A 16,006-nucleotide genomic window follows, 5' to 3' on the forward strand; every position below is an offset into this window, starting at 1 on the left:
TAGATCACAGGCCCGCCACGGCGCGGGCCTGTGCTTTCCGGCCCCTACCCCGGGGCCATCCCGACAAGACAAGGCGCACCCCTGCCCCGGCAGGATAATAAGTGCCAGGACCAACAGTGAGGGACAGGACATGGCCGCCGCGAAGGCGCTCAGGCGCATACTCGACACGCTCTATTTCATCGGGGGCGTCATCGCCTCGCTCTTCCTGATCGCGATCCTCTCGATCATCGTGCTGCAGATGCTGGCGCGCTGGAACGGGCAGGTGTTTCCCGGCGCCACCTCCTATGCCGGCTACTGCATGGCGGCGGCGTCGTTCTTCGCCTTCGCCTACGCGCTCAACCACGGCGCCCATATCCGGGTGTCGCTGTTCCTCACCGCACTCGGGCGGTTCCGCTGGTGGGGAGAGCTCTGGTGCTTCGGCATCGGCACCGCGATCTCGACTTGGTTCGCGTGGTACGCCATCCGAGGCAACCAGATCTCGCACCGCTGGAACGAGCTCAGCCAGGGGCTCGACGCCACCCCGATCTGGATCCCGCAGCTCTCGATGTCGATCGGCACGGTGCTGCTGGCCATCGCCTTCTGGGATCACCTCGTGCGGCTGATCTTCACCGGATCGCACGGCATCACCACCGATCTCGTCGATCAGAGCCAGGGAGAGTGACATGGAGCAGATGATCCCCATCGCCATCTTCCTCTTCGTGCTGTTCCTGCTTCTGGGCTCCGGGGTCTGGGTTGGCCTCGCGCTCATGGGCGTGGCCTATGTCGGCATGGAGCTCTTCACCTCGCGGCCCGCGGGCGACGCCATGATCACCAAGGTCTGGGCCTCGTCCTCGAGCTGGACACTCACCGCGCTGCCGCTGTTCATCTGGATGGGCGAGATCCTGTATCGGACGCGATTGTCCGAGGACATGTTCCGCGGCCTAAGCCCCTGGATGGCGCGCCTTCCGGGCGGGCTCGTACACACCAACATCGTCGGTTGCACCGTCTTTGCCGCGGTCTCGGGCTCGTCGGCGGCGACGCTGACCACGGTGGGCAAGATGTCGATCCCCGAGCTGCGCAAGCGCAACTACCCCGAGACCATGGTGATCGGCACGCTGGCCGGCGCCGCCACGCTCGGGCTGATGATCCCGCCCTCGCTGACGCTCATCGTCTACGGCGTCACGATCAACGAGAGCGTCACCAAGCTCTTCATGGCGGGCGTTTTCCCCGGTCTTGTGCTTGCGCTGATGTTCATGGGCTACGTGGCGGTGATGTCCTTCGTCTCGAAGGGCTTCAATCCCGACCCCGAGCCGAAGATGAGCGTCATGGAGAAGCTCAAGAACTCGCGCTTCCTGATCCCGGTGATCTGCCTGATCCTGGTGGTGATCGGCTCCATGTACATGGGCATCGCCACCGCCACGGAGGCCGCCGCCTTCGGCGTCATCGGCTCGCTGATCCTCGCCGCAACGCAAGGCTCGCTGAGCTGGTCGAGCTTCAGCGAGAGCCTGATGGGCGCGGTGCGCACCTCGGCGATGATCTCGCTGATCCTCGCCGGGGCCTCGTTCCTGTCGCTGTCGATGGGCTTCACCGGCATCCCGCGCGGCCTTGCCGACCTGATCGCCAGCTGGGAGCTGTCGCGCTTCGAGCTGCTGATGGCGCTCCTCGTGTTCTACATCATCCTCGGCATGTTCCTCGACGGGATCTCGTCGGTGGTGCTGACCATGGCCGTGGTCGAGCCGATGATCCGGGCGCAGGGCATCGACATCATCTGGTTCGGCATCTTCATCGTCGTGGTGGTCGAGATGGCGCAGATCACCCCGCCGATCGGTTTCAACCTCTTCGTGCTGCAGGGCATGACCGGGCACGAGATGAACTTCATCGCCAAGGCGGCGATCCCGATGTTCCTGATCATGGTGGTGATGGTCTTCGTGCTGATCGCCTTCCCCGAGCTGGCCACCTGGCTGCCGGACAACATCCGCAAAGGACCCGCCGGCTGAACGGCGCGCCCAAGAATTTTAGCTAAAATTCTTGCCCCCAAGATTTTTCGTACGAAAAATCTTGGGGCTCATCCCTCGGGCGGCCAGTGCGGCAGGAAGCTGTCCTTCTCGGTCGCGATGAACTGCCAGACCGTGCGCGCCGCCCCGCTGAGTGGCGTCTCTGCCGGATGCAGCAGGAACCAGTGCCGCATGATCGGCAGCCCCGGCAGGTCCAGCGTCACCAGCCGTCCGCTGCGCAGCTCCTCCACCACCGTGTGATACGAGATCAGCGCCACCCCCAACCCGGCGATCACCGCCTGCTTGATGGTCTCGTTGGTGCCCATCTCGGCGCGCTCATAGGTCTTGCCCTCTCCGATCCGGTCGAGAAAGCGCGTGGCCAGGATGCGTGTGCCTGACCCCTGCTCGCGCATCAGGATGGTCTCCCGCAGGAGCTCGTCCGGGGTGATCTCGGCCGCGCCCACCAGCGGATGATCCGGCGGCGCGATCAGCACATGCGGGTGATCCCCGAGCGACAGCGCATCGAGCACCGGCTCGCGCGGGGGGCGGCCCATGATCGCCAGGTCGAGTGCCCCGTCCTGCAGCGCGCCGATGATGGCGTCGCGGTTGCCGATCTGAAGCAGCACCTCGATCTCCGGGCAGGCCTTGCGCAGTCGCGCCACGATGGCCGGCGCGAAATACTTCCCTGTCGAGACCACGCCCAGCACCACCGTCCCGGCCATGCCCTTCTGCAGCGCATCGATTCGGCGCAGGGCGAGCCGGAACCCCGCATCGGCCCGCTCATGGGCGAGCAAGAGCGCCTCGCCTTCGGGGGTTGCGGCGAACGGGCCGGCCCCGTCCCGCGACAGCATGGCACAGCCAAAGGTCTGCTCCAGCGCCTTGAGCTGGCTGTGAACCGCCGGGGCGCTGAGCCCCAACTCCTCCGCCGCGCGGGAAATTGAGCCTGTCCGATCAACGGCTTCCAAGGCGCGGAGCTGTTTGAAGGTCAGCGAGGCCAATCTGCGCATTCAAGTTTTCCTAAAACAAGATCAGAAGTTTTAAATTTTCTAACAAGCGCCAATCGGGAAGATCAAGTCTCAGTCACCCGTCGAGGAGGAGGAGGCCTTGATGACCGACCGCAACCCCTATTCCGCCGATGCGCCAATCCCGGCCCGTCTGCGCCCCGCCATGGAAGCCATCGGCCGGGTCGGCCGCGATCTCGCCCGGCACATCGCCCGCGGCCCACTCGCCGGCCAGCTGGCCGCCGCCGTGGGCGACAATGCCGATGGTGACGAGCAGAAGGCGCTCGACGTCATGGCCGATACCGCCTTTGCCGCCGCCCTGCGCGGGACCGGCATCCGCTGGTACGCCTCGGAAGAGCAGGACCGCGTCATCGAGCTCGACCCCGCCGGTCGTCTGGCGCTGGCCATCGACCCGCTCGACGGCTCGTCCAACATCGAAACCAACGTCTCGATCGGCACGATCTTCTCGATCCGCGAGGCCGGCGAGGCGGGCGAGCCCAGCTTCCTGCGCCCGGGCCACGAGCAGATCGCAGCGGGCTACATCATCTATGGCCCGCAATGCATGATGGTGGTGACCTTCGGCGACGGTGTGCAGGACTACGTGCTCGACCTCGAGACCGGGCTCTTCACCTTGGTCAACAGCCGGCTGACCATTCCCGAGGAAAGCGCCGAATTCGCGATCAACGCCTCGAATTACCGCCACTGGGCAAGGCCCGTGCGCGCCTATATCGACGACTGCCTCGCCGGCAGTGAGGGGCCGCGCGCCAAGAACTTCAACATGCGCTGGATCGCCTCGCTTGTGGCCGAAACCCACCGCATCCTCGTGCGCGGCGGGCTGTTCCTCTACCCCCGCGATGACCGCCCGGGCTATGCCGATGGCCGGCTGCGCATGGTCTACGAATGCGCCCCGATCGCGATGCTGATCGAGCAGGCGCAGGGCCGCGCCACCGACGCCACCACCCGCATCCTCGACAAGGTGCCCGCGAGCCTCCACGCCCGCACGCCCTTCGTCTTCGGTTCGACCACCAAGGTCGACCGCGTCACCGCCTATCACGACCTGCCCGAGCAGGAAGTCTCCGCCCTCTTCGGTCACCGCGGCCTGTTCCGCGTCTGAGACCCGTCAGGAAAGTTCCATGAGCAAGAAGCATCCCATCATCTCGGTCACCGGCTCCTCGGGCGCCGGCACCACCACGGTCAAGGCGACCTTCGACCAGATCTTCCGCCGCGAGGGCATCAGCGCGGTGTCGATCGAGGGCGACGCCTTCCACCGCTACAACCGCGCCGACATGAAGGCCGAGCTCGAGAGCCGAAAGGCCGCCGGCGACGAGACCTTCTCGCATTTCTCCTATGACGCCAACGAGCTCGGCGAACTCGAAAGCATCTTCCGCACCTATGGCGAGACCGGCAGCGGCCGCACTCGCCACTACATCCACGACGAGAAAGAAGCCGAGCGCCACGACACACCGCCGGGCCATTTCACGGACTGGAAGCCGTTTGCCGACGGCAGCGACCTGCTGTTCTACGAGGGCCTGCACGGCGCGGTGAAGAACGACGAGGTAAATCTCTCGGCGCTGGCCGATCTCAAGATCGGCGTGGTGCCGGTGATCAATCTCGAGTGGATCCAGAAGATCCACCGCGACAAGGCCAGCCGCGGCTACACCACCGAGGCGGTGACCGACACCATCCTGCGCCGGATGCACGCCTATGTGCACTGCATCTGCCCGCAATTCGTCGAGACGGACGTGAACTTCCAGCGCGTGCCGGTGGTCGATACGTCCGACCCGTTCATCGCCCGCTGGATCCCCACCGCCGACGAGAGCCTCGTGGTGATCCGCTTCAAGAACCCGAGGGGGATCGATTTCCCCTACCTGACCTCGATGATCCAGAACTCGTGGATGAGCCGGGCCAACTCGATCGTCATCCCGGGTGGCAAGATGGATCTCGCCATGCAGCTGATCTTCACCCCGATGGTCCAGCGCCTCGTCCATGAATCCAAGCGTGCCTGAAGGAGCCCGTCCGATGACCATTCAGCAAGCGATCCCGACCACCACCGAAGACCTCATGGCCAACGCCATCCGTGCCCTCGCGATGGACGCGGTGCAGGCGGCGAACTCGGGCCATCCCGGTGCGCCGATGGGCATGGCCGACGTGGCCACCGTGCTGTTCAACCGCTTCATGACCGTCGATCCCAGGGACCACAGCTGGCCCGACCGCGACCGCTTCGTGATGAGCGCCGGGCATGGCTCGATGCTGGTCTACGCGATCAACCACCTGCTGGGCTATGACGACATGCCCATCGAGCAGCTCAAGCGCTTCCGCCAGCTTGGCAGCCGCACCGCCGGGCACCCGGAATACGGCCATGCCAAGGGCATCGAGACCACCACCGGCCCGCTCGGTCAGGGCATCTCGACCGCGGTGGGCATGGCGCTGGCCGAGCGCATGATGAATGCCCGGTTCGGCTCTGATCTGGTCGATCATTTCACCTATGTCATCGCCGGCGACGGCTGCCTGATGGAAGGCATCAGCCACGAGGCCATCGACCTCGCCGGACACCTGACCCTCTCCCGCCTGATCGTCCTCTGGGACGACAACGGGATCACCATCGACGGGGGCACCGACCTCTCGACCTCCACTGACCAGACGGCGCGCTTCGCGGCCGCCGGATGGCACGTTGTCTCCGTCGATGGCCATGACAAGGAGGCGGTCGCCGCCGCCATCGAGACGGCCCGCAGCGACCCGCGCCCCTCGATGATCGCCTGCAAGACGATCATCGGCTACGGCGCGCCCACCATGCAGGGCAGCCACAGCGTGCACGGCTCGCCACTTGGGCCCGACGAGATCGCCGCCACCCGCGAGGCGCTCGGCTGGCCGCATGCGCCGTTCGAGATCCCCGCCGAGGTGCGTGACGGCTGGCGCGCCGTGGCCGCGCGCGGCGCCTCATCCCGCGCCGCATGGAGCCGCCGCCTCTTCGACAGCCCCAACGCCGACGCCTTCCGCGCCGCCCATGGCCCGGCGGACAAGGCGGCACTCGAGGCGGCGATCTGCGCCTACAAGCACCGGCTCTCGTCCGACGCCCCCAAACTCGCGACCCGCAAGGCCAGCGAGATGGCGCTCGAGGTGGTCAACGGCACGCTCCCGAATACCGTGGGCGGCTCCGCCGACCTCACCGGCTCGAACAATACCAGGACCAAGGGCCAGAGCCCCGTCAAACCGGGCGACTATGCCGGCAGCTACATTCATTACGGCATCCGCGAGCATGGCATGGCGGCGGCGATGAACGGCCTCGCGCTGCATGGCGGGCTCAAGCCCTATGGCGGCACCTTTCTCGCCTTCGCCGATTATTGCCGGCCCGCGATGCGGCTGTCGTCGCTGATGGGCGTGCCGGTGGTCTACGTCATGACCCATGACAGCATCGGCCTCGGCGAGGATGGCCCGACGCATCAGCCGGTCGAGACCATCGCCTCGCTGCGCGCCATGCCCAACCACCTCGTCTTCCGCCCCGCCGACGCGGTCGAAACCGCCGAGGCCTGGCAGATCGCCATGACCGAGACCCGTCGCCCGAGCACGCTGGCGCTGTCGCGTCAGGGCCTGCCCACGGTACGTACCCGCCACACCGACGCCAACCTCACCGCCAGCGGCGCCTACGTGCTCCGCGACCCGGGAAAGCGCGACGTGACGCTGATCGCCACCGGCTCCGAGGTCGAGATCGCGCTCGACGCCGCCGATCTGCTGGAGGCCGAGGGCATTCGGGCCGCGGTGGTCTCGGCCCCATGTTTCGAGCTCTTTGCCGAAGCGCGGCCCGAGACCCGCGCCGCGGTGCTGGGAGAGGCCCCGCGCATCGGCATCGAGGCCGCGATCCGGCAGGGCTGGGACCTGATGCTGCGCCCCGAGGACGGCTTCGTCGGCATGACCGGCTTTGGTGCCTCGGCCCCGGCAAGTGAGCTCTACCGCCATTTCGGCATCACCGCAGAGGCCGTCGCCGGCCTCGCCAAAGACCTGAAATAAAAGACAAAGGGACATCAATGACTGTCACGGTTGCGATAAACGGCTTCGGCCGTATCGGGCGAAATGTGCTCCGCGCCATCGCGGAATCGGGCCGCACCGATATCGAGGTGATCGCCATCAACGATCTCGGTCCGGTCGAGACCAACGCCCACCTGCTGCGCTACGACAGCGTGCACGGGCGCTTCCCCGGCGAGGTCACGGTCTCGGGCAACAGCATCGATCTGGGCCGCGGCCCGATCATGGTGACCGCCGAGCGCGATCCCGCCGCCCTGCCCTGGGGCGATGTCGATATCGCGCTGGAATGCACCGGCATCTTCACCGCCCGCGACAAGGCGGCGCTGCACCTGAAGAACGGCTCCAAGCGGGTGCTCGTCTCGGCTCCGGCGGCGGGCGCCGACAAGACCATCGTCTACGGCGTCAACCACGACACGCTGGGCTCGGACGACCTCGTGGTCTCGAACGCGTCCTGCACCACCAACTGCCTGTCTCCGGTCGCCAAGGCCCTGAACGACGCCATCGGCATCGAGAAGGGGTTCATGACCACGATCCACAGCTACACCGGCGACCAGCCGACGCTCGACACCATGCATTCCGATCTCTACCGCGCCCGCGCCGCGGCGCAGTCGATGATCCCCACCTCCACCGGTGCCGCCAAGGCGGTGGGGCTCGTGCTGCCCGAGTTGAACGGACGGCTCGACGGCGTCGCGATCCGCGTACCAACGCCGAACGTCTCGGTGGTGGACCTCGTCTTCGAGGCGGCAAGGGATACCTCGGTCGACGAGGTCAACGCCGCGATCCGCACCGCCGCGGACGGGCCGCTCAAGGGCATCCTCGGCTACACCGACGCCCCCAACGTCTCGATCGACTTCAACCACAACCCGCATTCCTCGGTCTTCCACATGGACCAGACCAAGGTGATGGACGGCCGCATGGTCCGCATCCTGACCTGGTACGACAACGAGTGGGGCTTTTCGAACCGAATGGCCGATACCGCCGTGGCGATGGGAGGGCTGCTGTGATGCGCGTCACCCCGATCACCGAGGCGGAGGTCGCGGGCCAGCGCCTGCTGGTGCGCGCCGACCTGAACGTGCCTGTGGAGGGCGGCCGGGTTTCGGATGCCACCCGCATCACCCGCTTTGCCGAGGGCATGAAACCGCTGCTGGCCAAGGGGGCCCGGCTGGTCATCCTGACCCATTTCGGCCGGCCCAAGCCCAACGAGCTCGACCCGTCCTTCTCGGTCGACAAGCTGCGCCCGGCGCTTTCCGAGGCGCTCGGCGTGCCGGTGCGGTTCTCCGACAACTGCGCCACCGACAGCGCCGTTCTGCTGTCGCAGCAGCTGCGCGACGGCGAGGTGCTGCTCTGCGAGAACCTGCGCTACAACCCCGGCGAAACGACCAACGATCCCGCCTTCGCGGCAGAGCTGGCGCGGCTTGGCGATCTTTACGTCAACGACGCCTTCTCCTGCGCCCACCGGGCACATGCCTCCACCGCCGCTGTCGCCGGGCACTTGCCCGCCTATGCCGGCCCCTTGCTGGTCGAGGAGATGACCGCGCTGACGCAGGCGCTCGAGGCGCCCGAGCGCCCATCGGTGGCACTGGTCGGCGGGGCCAAGGTCTCGACCAAGATCTCGGTGCTGGAGAACCTCGTCGGCAAGCTCGACGCGGTGATCATCGGCGGCGGCATGGCCAACACCTTCCTCTATGCCCGCGGCTACCGGATGGGGACATCGCTGCACGAGGCCGATCAGGTCGCCACGGTGCGCCAGATCGAGACACTGGCCGAGGCCGCGGGCTGCGAGATCCTGCTGCCCGAGGACGTGGTCGTCGCCCGCGAATTCGCCGCCGGCGCCCCCTGCGAGACGGTGCCCGCCGACCAGTGCCCCGCCGACGCGATGATACTCGATGCCGGGCCGCAATCAGCCGAGGCCTTCATGGCGCGGCTGAACCACGCTCACACCATCCTCTGGAACGGCCCGCTGGGCGCGTTCGAGATCCCGCCCTTCGACGCCGCCACCGTGGCGGTGGCCCGCAAGGCGGCCAAGCTCAGCTTTGAGAGCCGCGCCGTCACCGTGGCGGGCGGCGGCGACACCGTCGCGGCGCTCAACGCCGCCGGGGTCACCGGCGACTTCACCTATGTCTCCACCGCCGGTGGGGCATTCCTGGAATGGCTGGAAGGCAAGACGCTGCCCGGCATCGCGGCGCTTTGCGCGCCCAAGCAAGCGGCCTGAGGGAGGACCGACCATGGCACTGATAACGCTGAGACAATTACTGGATCACGCGGCCGAGAACGGCTACGGCGTGCCCGCCTTCAACATCAACAACATGGAGCAGGGCCTCGCGATCATGGAGGCGGCCGAGGCCTGCGACGCCCCGGTCATCCTGCAGGCCTCGCGCGGGGCCCGGAAATACGCCGGCGACATCATGCTGCGCCACATGGTGCAGGCGCTGGCCGAGATGTTCCCCTCGAACCACATCGTGATGCATCAGGATCACGGCAACAACGACGCCACCTGCCTTTCGGCGATCCGGCACGGCTTTACCAGCGTGATGATGGACGGCTCGCTCGAGGAGGACATGAAGTCCCCGGCCTCCTACGCGTACAATGTCGAGATCACCCGCCGCGTCACCACCGCCGCCCACGCGGTCGGTGCCTCGGTCGAGGGTGAGCTGGGTGTTCTGGGCTCGCTGGAAACCGGCGAGGCCGCGGCCGAGGACGGCTCCGGCGCCGAGGGCAAGCTCAGCCACGACCAGCTGCTGACTGATCCCGATCAGGCGGTCGAGTTCGTCATGGCGACCAAGTGCGATGCGCTTGCCATCGCCTGCGGCACCTCGCACGGCGCCTACAAGTTCACCCGCAAGCCCGACGGCGACATCCTGTCGATGGAGACCATTCGCCGGATCAACGAGAAGCTGCCGAACACGCACCTGGTGATGCACGGCTCGAGCTCGGTGCCGCAGGCGCTGCAGGACCTGATCAACGCCAATGGCGGGCACATGCCGCAAACCTACGGCGTCCCGGTCGAGGAGATCGAGCGCGGCATCCGCATGGGCGTGCGCAAGGTGAACATCGACACCGACTGCCGCATGGCGATGACCGGCCAGTACCGCCGCATCGCGCAGGAAAAGCCCGAGGAGTTCGACCCGCGCAAATTCAACGCGCCGGCGATGGAGGAGCTGCGCGCGCTCTGCCGCGACCGGTTCGAGCGCTTCGGCACCGCCGGGCAGGCCTCCAAGATCCGCCCCGTCTCGCTCGACGACATGGCGGGCCGCTACGCCAGCGGCGCGCTCGACCCGCAGATTGCCGCGGCCAACGCCGCCTGACGCCACCCGAAAGACGCATCCAGAGGAGGAGAAAACCATGCTGGACGATGCCAAGACCGTGACCGACGCCAAGAAACGCTACAGCGCGGGCGTGATGAAATATGCCCAGATGGGCTATTGGGAGCCGGACTACACCCCCAAGGACACCGACATCATCGCGCTGTTCCGCATCACCCCGCAGGATGGCGTGGATGCGGTCGAGGCCGCCGCCGCGGTGGCTGGCGAAAGCTCCACCGCCACCTGGACGGTGGTCTGGACCGACCGGCTCACCGCCTGCGACAAGTACCGCGCCAAGGCCTACCGGGTCGATCCGGTGCCCAACAGCGAGGGCGAGTTCTTCGCCTACATCGCTTATGATCTCGACCTGTTCGAGGGCGGCTCGATCGCCAACCTGACGGCCTCGATCATCGGCAACGTCTTCGGCTTCAAGCCGCTCAAGGCGCTGCGCCTCGAGGACATGCGCCTGCCCACCGCCTACGTGAAGACCTTCCAGGGCCCGGCCACCGGCATCGTGGTCGAACGCGAGCGGCTCAACGTCTATGGACGGCCGCTGCTCGGCGCCACCGTGAAGCCCAAGCTCGGCCTCTCGGGGCGCAATTACGGCCGGGTGGTCTATGAGGCGCTCAAGGGCGGGCTCGATTTCACCAAGGATGACGAGAACATCAACAGCCAGCCCTTCATGCACTGGCGTGACCGGTTCCTCTACTGCATGGAGGCGGTGAACCGCGCCTCCGCCGCCACCGGCGAGGTCAAGGGCACCTATCTCAACATCACCGCCGGCACGATGGAAGAGATGTACGAGCGCGCCGAGTTCGCCAAGAGCCTTGGCAGCGTCATCGTGATGATCGACCTGGTGATCGGCTACACCGCGATCCAGTCGATGGCCAAGTGGGCCCGTGACAACGACATGATCCTGCACCTGCACCGCGCCGGACACTCGACCTACACCCGCCAGCGCTCGCACGGGGTGTCGTTCCGGGTCATCGCCAAGTGGATGCGGCTTGCGGGCGTCGACCACCTGCACGCGGGCACCGTCGTCGGCAAGCTCGAGGGCGATCCGGCCACCACCAAGGGCTACTACGACATCTTCCGCGAGGAACATAACCCGATGGCGCTGGAGAACGGCATCTTCTTCGACCAGGACTGGGCGTCGCTCAACAAGATGATGCCGGTGGCCTCGGGCGGCATCCATGCCGGTCAGATGCATCAGCTCCTGACCTATCTCGGCGAGGACGTGGTGCTGCAGTTCGGCGGCGGCACCATCGGCCACCCGCACGGCATCCAGGCCGGCGCCACCGCGAACCGGGTGGCGCTCGAGGCGATGGTCTTCGCCCGCAATGCCGGACGCGACATCTGGAACGAGGGCGAGGACATCCTGCGCGACGCGGCCCGCACCTGCACGCCGCTGAAGCAGGCGCTCGACACCTGGAAGGACGTCACCTTCGACTACGCCTCGACCGACGCGCCGGACTTCGCCCCGACGCCGGACGTCTCGATGTGAGCCCGTGCGGGGGCGCAGCCGCGCCCCCTCCCCTTAACGTTTCACGGGCATCAGCCCGACCCTCTGAAAGGACATGACATGCGACTGAGACAGGGCCAGTTCAGCTTTCTCCCCGACCTCACCGACGACGACATCCGCACCCAGGCGCAATACGCCATCGACAATGGCTGGGCGGTGTCGGTGGAATACACCGACGATCCCCACCCGCGGAACAGCTACTGGGAGATGTGGGGCCACCCGATGTTCGACAATCCCGACGCCGCGGCGGTGGTCTACGAGGTCAACGAGTGCCGCAAGGAGCACGGCTCGAAATACATCCGCGTGCTGGCCTTCGATGCCAGCGCCGGCTGGGAATCGATCCGCATGAGCTTCATCGTCAACCGCCCCGCCGAGGAGCCGGGCTTCCGCGTGGTGCGGCAGGAGGCCGAGGGCCGCAAGATCCGCTACACCATCGAGAGCTACGCCGTGCGCGAGCCCGAGGGCGCGCGCTACGCCTGAGCCGCTTGCGGGACGACAGACGCCGGACCGGGGGGCTTTGCGCCCCCCGGACCCCCCGCAGGATATTTTCAGCCAGAAGAAGACAGGGGATCCGCCCATGAATGCCGAGACCAAGGAGATGACACCCTCGAGCGTGGACCTGGCCGCCTCCTACGAGGAGTCGGGCGTGAAGGATATCTTGCGCGAACTCGACGAGACGTTGATCGGGCTCGCCCCGGTCAAGCAACGCATCAAGGAGACGGCGGCGCTCTTGCTGGTCGACAAGGCGCGGCGCGAGATGGGGCTGGCGACCGAGACGCCCACGCTTCACATGAGCTTCACCGGCAATCCCGGCACCGGCAAGACCACGGTGGCGCTGAAGATCGCCGACCTGCTGCACCGGCTGGGATACGTGCGGAAGGGGCACCTCGTGACGGTGACGCGCGACGATCTGGTGGGGCAGTATATCGGCCACACCGCGCCCAAGACCAAGGAGGTGCTGAAGAAAGCGATGGGCGGCGTGCTGTTCATCGACGAGGCCTATTATCTCTACCGGCCCGAGAACGAGCGCGATTACGGCCAGGAGGCGATCGAGATCCTCTTGCAGGTGATGGAGAACAACCGCGACGATCTCGTGGTGGTTCTGGCGGGCTATGCCGACCGGATGGATCGGTTCTTCGAATCGAACCCGGGCTTCCGCTCGCGCATCGCGCATCACATCGAGTTTCCCGATTACAGCGATGACGAGCTCGAGAGCATCGCCGAGATCATGCTGGCGGAGCAGAATTACGTCTTTGACGAGGGTGGCAAGCGTGCGATGGAGGAGTATATCGGGCAGCGACGCGCGCAGCCGCACTTCGCCAATGCGCGCTCGATCCGCAATGCGCTCGACCGGGCGCGGCTGCGGCAGGCCAACCGGCTGTTCGAGACCTCGGACGGCCCGCTCGACGCCACGGCGCTGAGCACCATCACGGAGGCGGACATCCGCGCCAGCCGCGTCTTCCGGGGCGGGCTCGACGTGGACCGCGCGCAAAGGGAGACATGCGCATGAGCTTCGACCGTTCGATCAAGATCGCCCCGTCGATCCTGTCGGCAGATTTCGCCAATTTCGGTGCCGAGATCCAGGCCATCGAGGCGCAGGGCGCCGACTGGGTGCACGTGGACGTCATGGACGGGCATTTCGTGCCCAACCTGACCTTCGGCCCGCCTGCGGTGAAGGCGTTCCGCCCGCATGTGAAGACTTTCATGGACGTGCACCTGATGATCGCACCGGTGGATCCCTATATCGAGGCCTATGCCGAGGCCGGTGCCGACATGATCACCGCACATGTCGAGGCCGGCCCGCACATCCACCGCACCCTGCAGGCGATCCGCGCGCAGGGCGTGAAGGCCGGCGTGGTGCTCAACCCCGGCACCCCGGCCGAAGCCGTGGCCGACGTGCTCGACCTCTGCGACATGGTGCTGATCATGACGGTGAACCCCGGCTTCGGCGGGCAGAAGTTCATCCATTCCGGCGTCGAGAAGACCCGCAAGATCCGCCAGATGATCGGCGACCGCCCGATTCACATCCAGATCGACGGCGGCATCACGCCCGAGACCGCGCCGCTGGTGGTCGAGGCCGGGGCCGACGTGCTGGTCGCGGGCTCTGCCGTGTTCAAGGGCGGCTCGGTCGACACGCCCGAGGTCTACGGCCAGAACATGCGTGCCATCCGCGAGGCCGCCGAGGGCGCCCGCGTGAAGGCGGCCTGAGCCATGCCGGTCGTCCCGCCCGTCTGCGATTTCGGCCGCCCCGCCCCCGGCTTCTCGCTGCCGGGTACGGACGGCCGGAGCCACACGTTCCGCGACGTCGCCGGGCCGAAGGGCACGCTGGTGATGTTCATCTGCAACCACTGCCCCTACGTGCTCGCCGTGCTCGACCGGATCATCCGCGATGCCCGCGACCTGCAGGCGATGGGCATCGGCGTGGTGGCGATCAGCGCCAACGATGCCGAGGCCTATCCGCAGGACAGCTTCGAGAACATGAAGGCGATGGCGGCGGAGAAGGACTTTCCCTTCCCCTATCTCTACGACGAGGGACAGGGCGTCGCCCACGCATACGATGCCGCCTGCACGCCGGATTTCTTCGGCTACGACGCATCGGGCGGGCTGCAATATCGCGGCCGGCTCGACGCCTCGCGCCGGGAGGCGGGCCCCGCCGACCTGCGCCGAGACCTCTATGAAGCGATGAAACAGGTCGCCGAGACCGGGCATGGCCCGAAGGAACAGATCCCCTCGATGGGCTGTTCGATCAAGTGGAAGCCCGCCTGAGACGCGAGCCCACCCTGCCCCAAAGCCACGAAGGACCGCCCATGACCGCTCCCCGGACCGCCCTCGTCTTCGACCTCGACGGCACACTGATCGACAGCGCCCCCGACCTGCACCTTGCCGCAAATCTCGTGCTGCGCGACGAGGGCCTGCCCGAGATCACCTTCGCGCAGGCGCGCAGCTTCATCGGCAAGGGTGCTGCCAATCTCATCAGCCGCGTGATGACGGCGGTCGGGCTGGGCGATGACCCGGACGAACACGCCCGCCTGCTGGCCAAGTTCATGGAGCATTACGAGGGCGAGCCCGCCAACACGGTGCTCTATCCCGGCGTGGTCGACGCGCTGGCCCGGCTCGAGGCGGCGGGTCACCCGATGGGGCTTTGCACCAACAAGCCGGGCGAGCCCACGCGCATCGCATTGCGGCATTTCGGGCTCGATCGCTTCATGCAGGCGGTTGCAAGCGCCGACACGTTGCCCGAGCGCAAGCCCGACCCGGCGCCCTTGCACCACGTGGCGCGCGCCCTCGGCGACGGCACGGCGCTCTACATCGGCGACAGCGAGGTCGATGCCGAGACCGCCCGGCGCGCCGGCCTGCCCTTCGCGCTCTATACCGAGGGCTACCGCAAGACGCCGATCTCGGAGCTCTACCACACCTACATCTTCGACCATTTCGACCAACTGCCGGATCTTGTTGCCCGCCACGGCGCCTCGGTCGAGGCATGAGCACGCCGCTCCGGGCGCTGATCTTCGACGTCGACGGCACGCTGTCCGAGACCGAGGAGGCACACCGGATGGCCTTCAACGACAGTTTCGACCACGCGGGTCTTGGCTGGCACTGGAGCCGAGAGGACTATCGCCGGCTGTTGAAGACCACCGGCGGCAAGGAGCGGATTCGGGCGTTTCTCGCCGAAAGCGGGAAGAGCGATGCGGGGCTGGACATCGCGGCGCTCCATGCCGCGAAGACGCGCCGCTACGTCGAGATCCTAGAAAACGGCGGGCTGGCCCTGCGGGAGGGGGTCGAGGCGCTGATGGTGGCGGCACGCGGGGCCGGGATGCGGCTCGCCATCGCCACCACCACCAGCCGGCCCAATGTCGAGGCGCTCTGCCGCTGCTGCTGGGGCAAACCTGCGGCGGAGCTCTTCGACGTGATCGCGGCGGGCGACGAGGTGGCGACGAAGAAGCCGGCGCCGGATGTCTACGCGCTCGCGCTGGAGCGGTTGGGATTGCCGTCAGGCGAGGTTCTGGCGCTGGAGGACAGCCGCAACGGCGTGCTCTCGGCGCAGCGCGCGGGGATTGCAGTGCTGGTGACGCCTTCGGTCTATACCGCAGGCGAGGATTTCGCCGGCGCCGAGATCGTCGCCTCGCTGGCCCCGGGTGAGCTGCCGTCGCGGATCCGCGACGCGCTCTCCGTGGGGGCCTGACGCCC

Annotated in this window: 16 protein-coding genes; 15 read left to right on the forward strand and 1 reads right to left on the reverse strand. The window is 67.0% G+C overall.

The window, feature by feature from the left end:
* Nucleotides 1-130 precede the first annotated feature (130 nt).
* Both JF542_RS20955 and JF542_RS20960 read left to right on the forward strand, forming a co-directional pair.
* Entirely contained in the window at nucleotides 131-661 is a 531-nt protein-coding gene (locus tag JF542_RS20955; RefSeq protein WP_207077290.1) for a TRAP transporter small permease, read from the forward strand.
* Nucleotide 662: 1 nt separating this feature from the next.
* The gene (locus JF542_RS20960) at nucleotides 663-1,976 is read left to right on the forward strand and encodes a TRAP transporter large permease (protein ID WP_207077291.1); all 1,314 of its coding nucleotides are present in this window, start codon (nucleotides 663-665) and stop codon (nucleotides 1,974-1,976) included.
* Nucleotides 1,977-2,044: 68 nt separating this feature from the next.
* Here JF542_RS20960 and cbbR read toward each other — a convergent pair whose 3' ends face one another.
* Nucleotides 2,045-2,980 carry a LysR family regulator CbbR gene (cbbR, locus tag JF542_RS20965; protein WP_207077292.1) on the reverse strand — a complete coding sequence of 312 codons (936 nt, stop codon included), beginning with the start codon at nucleotides 2,978-2,980 and terminating at the stop codon, nucleotides 2,045-2,047.
* Nucleotides 2,981-3,080: 100 nt separating this feature from the next.
* Here cbbR and JF542_RS20970 point away from each other — a divergent pair, with 100 nt between their 5' ends.
* The 13 genes from JF542_RS20970 (at nucleotide 3,081) to JF542_RS21030 (ending at nucleotide 16,001) form a co-directional block, all read left to right on the forward strand.
* Entirely contained in the window at nucleotides 3,081-4,088 is a 1,008-nt protein-coding gene (locus JF542_RS20970; protein WP_207077293.1) for a class 1 fructose-bisphosphatase, read from the forward strand.
* Nucleotides 4,089-4,107: 19 nt separating this feature from the next.
* Nucleotides 4,108-4,980: a phosphoribulokinase gene (locus JF542_RS20975; RefSeq protein WP_207077294.1), complete on the forward strand. Its 873-nt coding sequence runs from the start codon at nucleotides 4,108-4,110 to the stop codon at nucleotides 4,978-4,980.
* Between the two features lie 13 nt (nucleotides 4,981-4,993).
* Complete coding sequence (gene tkt / locus JF542_RS20980) at nucleotides 4,994-6,979, forward strand: transketolase (RefSeq protein WP_207077295.1); 1,986 nt, start codon at nucleotides 4,994-4,996, stop codon at nucleotides 6,977-6,979.
* A gap of 17 nt (nucleotides 6,980-6,996) precedes the next feature.
* On the forward strand, nucleotides 6,997-7,998 hold the full coding sequence (gene gap, locus JF542_RS20985) for a type I glyceraldehyde-3-phosphate dehydrogenase (protein WP_207077296.1): 1,002 nt from the start codon (nucleotides 6,997-6,999) through the stop codon (nucleotides 7,996-7,998).
* Nucleotides 7,998-9,206: a phosphoglycerate kinase gene (locus JF542_RS20990; RefSeq protein WP_207077297.1), complete on the forward strand. Its 1,209-nt coding sequence runs from the start codon at nucleotides 7,998-8,000 to the stop codon at nucleotides 9,204-9,206. Before gap ends, JF542_RS20990 begins: the two co-directional genes overlap by 1 nt.
* A 13-nt stretch (nucleotides 9,207-9,219) precedes the next feature.
* On the forward strand, nucleotides 9,220-10,299 hold the full coding sequence (fba, locus tag JF542_RS20995; RefSeq protein ID WP_207077298.1) for a class II fructose-bisphosphate aldolase: 1,080 nt from the start codon (nucleotides 9,220-9,222) through the stop codon (nucleotides 10,297-10,299).
* A gap of 37 nt (nucleotides 10,300-10,336) precedes the next feature.
* Complete coding sequence (locus JF542_RS21000) at nucleotides 10,337-11,800, forward strand: form I ribulose bisphosphate carboxylase large subunit (protein WP_207077299.1); 1,464 nt, start codon at nucleotides 10,337-10,339, stop codon at nucleotides 11,798-11,800.
* 78 nt (nucleotides 11,801-11,878) lie between these two features.
* Nucleotides 11,879-12,298, forward strand: a complete 420-nt coding sequence (locus JF542_RS21005; protein WP_007797172.1) for a ribulose bisphosphate carboxylase small subunit — start codon at nucleotides 11,879-11,881, stop codon at nucleotides 12,296-12,298.
* A 97-nt stretch (nucleotides 12,299-12,395) separates the two neighbouring features.
* Entirely contained in the window at nucleotides 12,396-13,328 is a 933-nt protein-coding gene (gene cbbX, locus JF542_RS21010) for a CbbX protein (RefSeq protein ID WP_207077300.1), read from the forward strand.
* Entirely contained in the window at nucleotides 13,325-14,026 is a 702-nt protein-coding gene (gene rpe / locus JF542_RS21015; protein WP_207077301.1) for a ribulose-phosphate 3-epimerase, read from the forward strand. Before cbbX ends, rpe begins: the two co-directional genes overlap by 4 nt.
* A 3-nt stretch (nucleotides 14,027-14,029) precedes the next feature.
* Nucleotides 14,030-14,584: a thioredoxin family protein gene (locus JF542_RS21020; protein WP_207077302.1), complete on the forward strand. Its 555-nt coding sequence runs from the start codon at nucleotides 14,030-14,032 to the stop codon at nucleotides 14,582-14,584.
* Between the two features lie 41 nt (nucleotides 14,585-14,625).
* The gene (gene gph, locus JF542_RS21025; RefSeq protein ID WP_007797160.1) at nucleotides 14,626-15,303 is read left to right on the forward strand and encodes a phosphoglycolate phosphatase; all 678 of its coding nucleotides are present in this window, start codon (nucleotides 14,626-14,628) and stop codon (nucleotides 15,301-15,303) included.
* The gene (locus JF542_RS21030; RefSeq protein WP_207077303.1) at nucleotides 15,300-16,001 is read left to right on the forward strand and encodes an HAD-IA family hydrolase; all 702 of its coding nucleotides are present in this window, start codon (nucleotides 15,300-15,302) and stop codon (nucleotides 15,999-16,001) included. The genes gph and JF542_RS21030 overlap by 4 nt, the downstream gene beginning before the upstream one ends.
* Nucleotides 16,002-16,006: the final 5 nt, after the last annotated feature.

The organism is Salipiger bermudensis (assembly GCF_017309175.1).
Classification (GTDB): Bacteria; Pseudomonadota; Alphaproteobacteria; order Rhodobacterales; family Rhodobacteraceae; genus Salipiger; species Salipiger bermudensis.

What these genes read in the sequence shown, in the direction of transcription:
- JF542_RS20970 (WP_207077293.1), top strand. Translation starts at nt 3,081, where the DNA reads ATGACCGACCGCAACCCCTATTCCGCCGATGCGCCAATCCCGGCCCGT.
- JF542_RS21005 (WP_007797172.1), top strand. Translation starts at nt 11,879, where the DNA reads ATGCGACTGAGACAGGGCCAGTTCAGCTTTCTCCCCGACCTCACCGAC.
- fba (WP_207077298.1), top strand. Translation starts at nt 9,220, where the DNA reads ATGGCACTGATAACGCTGAGACAATTACTGGATCACGCGGCCGAGAAC.
- JF542_RS20990 (WP_207077297.1), top strand. Translation starts at nt 7,998, where the DNA reads ATGCGCGTCACCCCGATCACCGAGGCGGAGGTCGCGGGCCAGCGCCTG.
- cbbR (WP_207077292.1), bottom strand. Translation starts at nt 2,980, where the DNA reads ATGCGCAGATTGGCCTCGCTGACCTTCAAACAGCTCCGCGCCTTGGAA.
- tkt (WP_207077295.1), top strand. Translation starts at nt 4,994, where the DNA reads ATGACCATTCAGCAAGCGATCCCGACCACCACCGAAGACCTCATGGCC.
- JF542_RS20955 (WP_207077290.1), top strand. Translation starts at nt 131, where the DNA reads ATGGCCGCCGCGAAGGCGCTCAGGCGCATACTCGACACGCTCTATTTC.
- JF542_RS20960 (WP_207077291.1), top strand. Translation starts at nt 663, where the DNA reads ATGGAGCAGATGATCCCCATCGCCATCTTCCTCTTCGTGCTGTTCCTG.
- gph (WP_007797160.1), top strand. Translation starts at nt 14,626, where the DNA reads ATGACCGCTCCCCGGACCGCCCTCGTCTTCGACCTCGACGGCACACTG.
- cbbX (WP_207077300.1), top strand. Translation starts at nt 12,396, where the DNA reads ATGAATGCCGAGACCAAGGAGATGACACCCTCGAGCGTGGACCTGGCC.
- rpe (WP_207077301.1), top strand. Translation starts at nt 13,325, where the DNA reads ATGAGCTTCGACCGTTCGATCAAGATCGCCCCGTCGATCCTGTCGGCA.
- JF542_RS21030 (WP_207077303.1), top strand. Translation starts at nt 15,300, where the DNA reads ATGAGCACGCCGCTCCGGGCGCTGATCTTCGACGTCGACGGCACGCTG.
- JF542_RS21000 (WP_207077299.1), top strand. Translation starts at nt 10,337, where the DNA reads ATGCTGGACGATGCCAAGACCGTGACCGACGCCAAGAAACGCTACAGC.
- JF542_RS20975 (WP_207077294.1), top strand. Translation starts at nt 4,108, where the DNA reads ATGAGCAAGAAGCATCCCATCATCTCGGTCACCGGCTCCTCGGGCGCC.
- JF542_RS21020 (WP_207077302.1), top strand. Translation starts at nt 14,030, where the DNA reads ATGCCGGTCGTCCCGCCCGTCTGCGATTTCGGCCGCCCCGCCCCCGGC.
- gap (WP_207077296.1), top strand. Translation starts at nt 6,997, where the DNA reads ATGACTGTCACGGTTGCGATAAACGGCTTCGGCCGTATCGGGCGAAAT.